This is a genomic window from Micromonospora sp. NPDC048930 (assembly GCF_043197935.1).
Taxonomy (GTDB): Bacteria; Actinomycetota; Actinomycetes; order Mycobacteriales; family Micromonosporaceae; genus Micromonospora.
In genome coordinates, this window is the sequence record NZ_JBICUB010000027.1 from 64,006 (window position 1) to 71,406 (window position 7,401).

General features: G+C 71.8%; 7 protein-coding genes. 2 read left to right on the plus strand and 5 right to left on the minus strand.

Annotated features, from left to right (window positions below):
• Positions 1 to 643 precede the first annotated feature (643 nt).
• The 5 genes from ACGFI9_RS35970 to ACGFI9_RS35990 form a co-directional block, all read right to left on the minus strand.
• Positions 644 to 1,996 (minus strand): MFS transporter, encoded by a 1,353-nt coding sequence (locus ACGFI9_RS35970; RefSeq protein WP_393185348.1) that lies wholly within the window; start codon positions 1,994 to 1,996, stop codon positions 644 to 646.
• Positions 1,993 to 2,301 (minus strand): hypothetical protein, encoded by a 309-nt coding sequence (locus ACGFI9_RS35975; protein WP_393185349.1) that lies wholly within the window; start codon positions 2,299 to 2,301, stop codon positions 1,993 to 1,995. The genes ACGFI9_RS35970 and ACGFI9_RS35975 overlap by 4 nt, the downstream gene beginning before the upstream one ends.
• The gene (locus tag ACGFI9_RS35980) at positions 2,301 to 3,320 is read right to left on the minus strand and encodes an APC family permease (RefSeq protein ID WP_393185350.1); all 1,020 of its coding nucleotides are present in this window, start codon (positions 3,318 to 3,320) and stop codon (positions 2,301 to 2,303) included. Before ACGFI9_RS35980 ends, ACGFI9_RS35975 begins: the two co-directional genes overlap by 1 nt.
• A complete protein-coding gene (locus tag ACGFI9_RS35985; protein ID WP_393185352.1) occupies positions 3,317 to 3,841 on the minus strand; it encodes a MarR family winged helix-turn-helix transcriptional regulator in 525 nt (174 codons plus the stop codon). Before ACGFI9_RS35985 ends, ACGFI9_RS35980 begins: the two co-directional genes overlap by 4 nt.
• Before the next feature lie 409 nt (positions 3,842 to 4,250).
• Positions 4,251 to 4,574 carry a hypothetical protein gene (locus tag ACGFI9_RS35990; RefSeq protein ID WP_393185353.1) on the minus strand — a complete coding sequence of 108 codons (324 nt, stop codon included), beginning with the start codon at positions 4,572 to 4,574 and terminating at the stop codon, positions 4,251 to 4,253.
• Between the two features lie 560 nt (positions 4,575 to 5,134).
• Between ACGFI9_RS35990 and ACGFI9_RS35995 the strand changes: the two genes are divergently transcribed.
• Both ACGFI9_RS35995 and ACGFI9_RS36000 read left to right on the plus strand, forming a co-directional pair.
• The gene (locus tag ACGFI9_RS35995) at positions 5,135 to 5,566 is read left to right on the plus strand and encodes a hypothetical protein (protein ID WP_393185355.1); all 432 of its coding nucleotides are present in this window, start codon (positions 5,135 to 5,137) and stop codon (positions 5,564 to 5,566) included.
• Positions 5,567 to 5,762: 196 nt separating this feature from the next.
• On the plus strand, positions 5,763 to 6,662 hold the full coding sequence (locus ACGFI9_RS36000; protein WP_393185357.1) for a thermonuclease family protein: 900 nt from the start codon (positions 5,763 to 5,765) through the stop codon (positions 6,660 to 6,662).
• Positions 6,663 to 7,401: the final 739 nt, after the last annotated feature.

The following is a 7,401-nucleotide window of genomic DNA, read 5'->3' on the forward strand; positions in this document are numbered from 1 at the left end:
GTCAGAACACCATCTGCCGACAGGAACGTCGGCTTGTCGTATCCGCACCAGCCGTCAGTGAAGGCTTCGGGTGCGAGGATCGCATAAGCGTGACCGGAGACCACCTCTCGTTCGATGGAAACTGCGGTGTCCGCCCAGCCTGGATTGACGGCCGACGGCGGGCGATCCAACGGTGTACGGCCCTCCCTTTCCTCTGCTTCTCTTTCCCTTGCTTGACGTGCGGTCCACCGGTGGCGGAGCCCACGCAACTTCATGGCCCCGTACACGTACGGCGAACATCAGCTGGAGCCCTGAAGATGCCTTGGCCCCACCTGCGGTGCCCCGTCGCGCATCACGTCGGGGCTGACGTGCTCCTACTGCCGTTCGGGAGGAACGGTGAAACACGCCCCGTTCCCCCGCCGCCCGTCGTGACCTCACGGCCGGGCGGTCCGTCTGCGTCTTGACGGCTCTCTGTTCTCGACCTGAAGAAGACTAGACCGCGCTGCCGAGGATTTCTAGCCGATTCAGCAGAGATTTTCTGGCTGTCCGTCATCAGGGTCGCCGGCCCGCCAGGGGCCACCAGCAAAGTTGGCGGATGGCCCTCGCGGCGTCAGCGGCGAGCAGGCGGTCGCAGCGGAAGGCCAGTTTCAAGTTCGGATGCTGTTCACGGCCGAGCGACCCGTGGCTCATCGGTCGTGCGCCGTCGCCAGGCTGCGGCTCCGCCGGTAGCCGGCAGCATGGCGGTGGCAGTGAGCGCGGCGGTCGGCCCGCAGGTTTGCCACAGGGCTACGCACAGCGCGGCGCCGCATCCGCCGCCGAGGAAGATCGTGAGGGTGAGCAGGCCGATGGCGCCGCCGCAGGCGTCGGCCGTGGCGTGGGTGGTGGTTTGCGCAGTGAGCAGGATCTGCGCGACGGCGGACGCGGTGAACGCCGCTGTGCAGGCCGTCGCGACCGCCCAGGGCCGCGGGTCGGTGGCGGCGTAGCCCAGTGCGGCGGCCAGAAGGAGACTCACCGTGGCCAGCACGTGCCGGTCGGGCAAGCGGCGGATCGCTGGTGCGGCGGCCCGCGCCAGCACCGCACCGACCACCGCGCCGGGAAGCAGGAGAACACCGATACTCATGGTGCTGTAGCCCTGCCGGCTCAGCAGGTGAGGAGCGGCGTACAGAACGGCGAACAGGCCCGCATACACACCCCCTCCGGCGGCTGCGGCGCGCCAGAACCAGGCGGCGGACAGGACCCCGCGCGGGACGAACCCGTCGCGACGCGCGCGTACGGCCAGGCCGGCAGCGGCGGCTGCCGTGGCGGCAGCGGTGATCACGGTGGTCGGGGCGGCGACCTGCGCGGCGGTCTGCGCAGTGAGCAGCAGTCCCGCGGCGACGGCCGCGAAAAGGCCGGCGGCGGCCCAGTCCACCCGTCCCGGTTGCGGCGGGCGAGTGGTGAGGGGCCAGCACAGGGGTACGGCGGCGAGGGACAGCACCGGCAGGGCCAGCGCCGCGCGCCAGGACCAGTGCGTCGCTACCGCGCCGGCCAGCGGGGCGGTGGCGGAGAACCCGGCTAGGCAGGCGCCGAAGGCAGCCAGGGCGGCCGGGCGGCGGGCGGCGGGAAGCCGGGCCGTGCCGGCGAGCGCGGTGGCCATGACCGCTCCGGAGCCGACCGCCAGTAGGACGCGGCCGGTGACCACGGCCGGCAGGGTGGAGGCGACGGCGCAGACGAGGGCACCGGTTGCCAGGAGGGCCGAGGCGGTGAGCAGGACCGGGCGGCTGCCTCGCAGGTCGGTGAGGCGTCCGGCGGTGACCGCGCCGACACCGACGCCCGCGGCGTAGGCGGTCAGGATCCAGGCCAGCCCAGGTCCAACTGTGTGTAGGTGTCGGGCGGCGTCGGGCAGGGCGACGGCGGCGGCGCTGACCCCGTAGACGGCCGGCCCGTACAGGACTGCCCACCGCCACCCTGGCGCGGACACACCAGGGGTGACGCCGTAGGTGGACGAAGTCGCGGCCGGCGGCGTGTGGGTGGTCATCGGAGCCTGGCCGTCATCGCCGTCGGATACGGGTGGAGGCTGCTGACGGCGTCTCGCCCCGCCATGTCCACGGCCGGCGGTTCCGGGTCGGGCGGGGGTGTGGGGGTGCGGCGTCGCCGCATCAGGACGGCGGCGGCCACGGCGGCGGGGGCGAGCAGGAACGCTCCGCTGAGTACGGCGACGGCGGCGACGGCCAGCGCGGCCACCGCGGCGCAGGCACGCTGGCGTGGTGTAGGTAGGAGGCGCACCGCCGCGGCGAGACCGACCAGCGTGACGCAGGCCAGCAGCGCGGCGAACAGGCGCATCAGCGTCTCCATGGTGACCACGCGCGGAGCCCCGGCGGCGGCCACCGCGACGATCGCGGCGGCGCCGGCCTGCACGGCGACGCTCGCCGGGGCTCCCCGCCGCGGATGACCGCGAGGCGAGCGGGCAGGACGCCGTGGCGGGCCAGGCTCACCCCGGCGCGGGCGCCGGCGGCGACGAAGGTGACGGTGGCAGCCACCGTGAACAGCACCGCCGCCACCGCGACCACCCCGGCCGCCCACGGCCGGTCGGAGGGGGCGAGCAGGCGCATCAACGGCACCGCGGTGTCGCCCGCCTCGTCGCCGAGCACCCCGACGGTGCAGACGGCCAGGCCCGTGTAGAGCACGACGATGACCGCGAGGCTCGCGTCGGCCGCACGCCGCACCTGCCGGGGATGAGTGAACTCCGCCGACAGGCTGGCGGTGGCCTCCCACCCGCAGATAGCCACGAACAGCACGGCCACGGCGCTGCCGATCCCGGCAATGCCGTGTGGCGCGAACGGGGTTATCCGCTCGAGGTCGACGCGCGGTCCGGCCACGGTGACCACCGCGACGAGCAAACCCACCAGCACGCCGGTCAGGACCAGCTGCACCCGCGCGGACAGGTACAACCCCACCAGGTTCGCCGAATACACCACGGCCAGCAGCGCCACCGCGATCCCGACGGCCACCGCCGAGGAGGCGTGCAGCGCCGCGGCGGTGTAGCGGGCGCCTGCGATGGCACCGGCGACCACTCCTGCCGGCACCGCCGCATACAGCCAGCAACCGACGACAGCGGCGGCGCGGTCACCGAAGGCCCGCCGGGTGAACGCGGCGACCCCGCCGGCGTCGGGGTAGCGGGCACCGAGGGCCGCGAACGACGTCGCGATCAGCGCGGACACGCCCAACAGCGCCGCCCACGCCAGCAGCGACGCCGGGCCGGCGGCACGCACCGCCATCGCCGGCAGGACCAACACTCCGGGACCGAGGACAGCGCCGACGCACAGGGCTGTCCCCCGCGCGGTGCCGATGCCGCCGGTCACCGCCCACCGCCCTCACCCGCGGAGCCGTCTTCGGGACGGAACCGGTCGGCCAGGACCTTGAGCGCCGCGGCGAAGTCGTCCTCCGGCGGCATGCCGGGAGCCGCGAACAGCTCCGCCTGCCGCGCCTCGACCCGACGCCGCAGCACCCCCGCCAGCCCAGCGCCCGCCGGCGTGGGCCGCACCACCACCCGCCGCAGGTCATGCTCGTGCAACTCACGCCGCACCAGGCCCCGGTCGCTCAACACCGCGAGCGCGTTGGTCAGGGTCGCCCTGGCAATACCCGCCTGCGCGGCTATGGCCGGGGGTTCGATCACCTGGCGGGCGCAGACGAGGCCCAGCACGTCGTAGGTGGTCCACGTCATCCCGGCCTCGCGCAGCACCGTGCGCTCCAGATACGCCCGCACCGTGTTGGCGGTGCGGCACAGTTGCGCCACCGCGTCCGGCTCCATACGACGCGCGACGCAGCCGGTGACCGGCGGCCGGTAGACCCCCACCACTGGGCGGCGGGCACCCGCGCTCACCGCGACCACCTGCGCTGGCGAGGGCGACGCACGGTCTGCCGGTCCCGGCGCCGGCCCTTCTCACCACCCCGATCGGCGGGGCGCGGCGGCTCCGGCGCCACCCCGCGTGGTTGCTGTCCATCTTCGCTGCGCATACGTGAGCCCCCCGCTCATCTCTGCGACTGTCGTGTCCACCCGGTCAGGGGCCTGTCGGCCTCACCCGACGCGGTGTCGTGATTGATCCGCTCCGGCGACGTCGGGACCTCGTGCTGCCGGTCGCTGAAGGACTTGCCCCGAGCCGACAGGTCCGCCCAATCCCCCAGACGCTCGCCGGTCCCTTTTCGCCGCGACGCGCCTTGCCTGGCCGGCCGGTGGGGCTGGGCCGCACCCGCGGCAGCCGACCGGCTCCCACCCCGCCGTCACCCCCGGTTCAGGGCTGCTGCTGCGCGTCCTGCGCCCGTCTGGTCGGCGCGCCGAGCGCGGCGTTGACACGCTGGCCGAGCAGACGCAGTTGGTGATGGACATCCACCAGCGCCGCCCGCCGCGACGCGGTGGGCTCGCGGACCGCCGCGTCGACGAGAACCTCGATGTCGCCGCGCAGCCGCTGCAAGCTGCGACTGGCCGAGGTCAGCGGCAGCTCGAAGCCGCTGGTCTTCACACTGCCGTGACGTCGTCTGGGCATGCGCCGCGCCGCCCGTCGCCGGCCCAGCCGCAGGCTGCCCTCGGCCACGCCTTCCTGTCGGTGTCTGATCACTGCCTCATCTCCTCGTCCTCGCGCCGGTGCCATGCCTCTACCGGTCCTGCGACCACCACCCCGCCAGGGGCGCGCCGGCAGGGAACATCCGGGCTCAAGCGGTGACGTCCTGCGGGGCGGGGGACCGGCGGCAGGGCCCTCTCCCCCGCCCGCCAGGTCCCCCCGCTCACCGCCCCCACCCCCGCTGGGGTGAAGGGCGGGGGCGGTGAGCTGGGCAGCATGGCCATCCGGCCCCCGCACGCCCGCCTCTGATGGAGGCGGGCTGCGCGGCAGCGGGCCGGCGTCAGGGCGACGCGACCGGGTCGGTCGTTGCTGCCGCGACAGTGCGACGGGCGAGATGACACACGTGCCCGGGGCGGCGACATGCCCCCCTTCTGATGCCGCCGCCCGCCAACCGGGGTGCCATGTCGCGCACGGCTCCCCGATCCGCTACGCTCCACCCAACTTCAGTTCGAACCGAGCCGAACCGTAGTTGCCGAAGCGATACCGAGAGCTAAGCACGGATCACCCACTTCGTCAACCGCAGTTTGCAAGTTGCCAACCGCAGTTGGGAGGGTTTTGTGAGTGACACGCCTGCCGACCAGGCCGAGGACGTCACCTCCCGGCTGATCCAGACCCGGCTCCGCGAGCTCTTCCAAGCCCGCGACGAAGACCGGCCGCCCTACACCGAGGCCGAAGTCGCCCGGGAGCTCACCGCACGCGGACACCGCATCACCGCCGAAGGCATCCGCAACCTCCTGCGATCACCCCGGATCAACCCCAAAGCCACCACGCTGCGCGCCCTCGCCGAGTTCTTCAACGTCCCCGCCGGCTACCTCCTCGGCGACGACGAGCCCAAAACGGTGAGCCGGGAAGCACGAGTCATGGCCCGATCCATCGAGAAGCTCAACCCAAGATCGAGGAAGAGCCTCGCCCGAGTCATCGACGAGTTCCTCCACCTCGAACAAGCCGCCCGCGACAGCGGCCCCCACCCTCCACAACCCGGCGAGTAACCCCATACCCGGCCAGCACCCCGCGCCACATCAACTGGCACAGCTCAAGACATCGAGCGTTGGCCGCGACGTCCTGATGCCCCACGACGGCCTGGACCCCGGGTCAGGTTTCTGCCACTCCGACGGCGGCCAGCGTTGGACGTGATGGACTTGTTCGTTGCAGCGGCGCCTACGGATAGGGCCCTGGAGGCGAAACATGACCGACCCCGTGCAGATCTTCTGGGCGCCGGCGGGGGCCAGCATGCCGTCGCTGGGATCCCGCGCCCTGGTCGACGTGACCGATGGGGACACGCCGAACCTACGGATGCCGGTGCGGATGCTGTCGGTGGACACACCAGAGGTGACCGCCCGGAGTCCGCAACGGGCCAGCGAAATCGACCAAGAGTTCGCGCAGCTCGCCGAATGGATCCGGCAGGGCAAGGCGCCGATCGACCCGGGGCTGGCCGAGTTCCTGCTACCCAAGCTGGAGACCGGTCGAGCGGGAAGCCTGCACTTCGAGCAGGGCCAGGCCGCCTCCGCGTTCGGCAAGCAGAACATCACCACCCGCCTGGAAAGACCCGACGGCAAGCCACGCGCCATCTTCATCCGCACCGCCGACAGCCCCTTCGACAACAACCACCGACTGCTGGCCTACGTCGCCCCCGACTACAGCGAAAAGGAACGCCGGGAGATCCCCAAGCAGCAGCGACCCACGTTCAACCTCGACCTCGTCACCGCGGGCTGGGCCGCACCGTTCGTCATCTACCCGTCCATCCCCGGCGCCGAGGACCTGGCCCTGCTGATCCACGCCGCGGCCGACGCCCGACCCAACGGGCTGGGGATCTGGGCCAACGCCGAGACCCTGCTGGCCTACGAGTACCGGGCCATGGAGAAGCTGTTCCAGATCACCCGCAGGAAAGTCGACAACCAGCCACTCACGGTCGACGAACGATCCTGGCGCGAGCGGTACTGCGCCGACATGCGCACCCGCACCCTGCACGGCCCCGAGGACTACTTCGGCATCGACCCCGAGTACCGGCTGTGGATCTGGCCCCAAGATCTCCGCGACGCCGTCGGCCGACTCAACCTCACACCCGCACCGCAGCTCGTCGCCTGAGACTAAAAATCCGTCGACCCGTCCGGCCAACACTGCTTGACCTCATCGTCCCGAACGCGCTTCAATCCGCGCTTCGACCAGCCCCAGCGCGAGCGGATGCTGGGCCTAGTGGCAGTCAGACATGACGGCGCAGAATCGCCGTCATGGAGCCCATGCGCGAGGCGCCGACCATTGATGAGTTGCTCCGGTTCGCTGCGCAGCTACCGGCCTCGCTGGCGAAGAGAATGCGTGATAGGGCACGTCCGGCACCGCTGGCACCCGAAGACGACGCGGGAGCAGAAAAGCCGGCCCTCGTCTACAGGTCATGGGCCCAGTATCTCGCGGACACCACTGCGGAAGAACGCCAGCGATGGTGCCGGGCAAAGGCACACACAGCGAATCGGGCGAGGCTCATGTCCGGGCCAGCGGACTGCAAGATCACCGCCGCCGATGTTTGGGCGGTTCTCGAAGCCGCCGAAGGACGCTGCGAGCACTGTGGCTCCCTCGCCCTCGAACGACGGCCATCCGGCCCCGACGGCCGACCGGCGCCGTGGGCGGCCGTCGGCAGACGTATCGGCTCCCTCGGCCACCGCCTCGCCCGCTTCAACGGCGGCTCCAACAACATTACGAACCTGTGCTGGTCGTGCCTATGGTGCAACACCTGGTGTCGGCGTACGAGTTCGTGGGTCCAGGTAGGTACGAATGAACGGGACCAGGTCAGGCGACGTTGGCTTGGCCGTCGATGGCGGTGAGGCGGTTC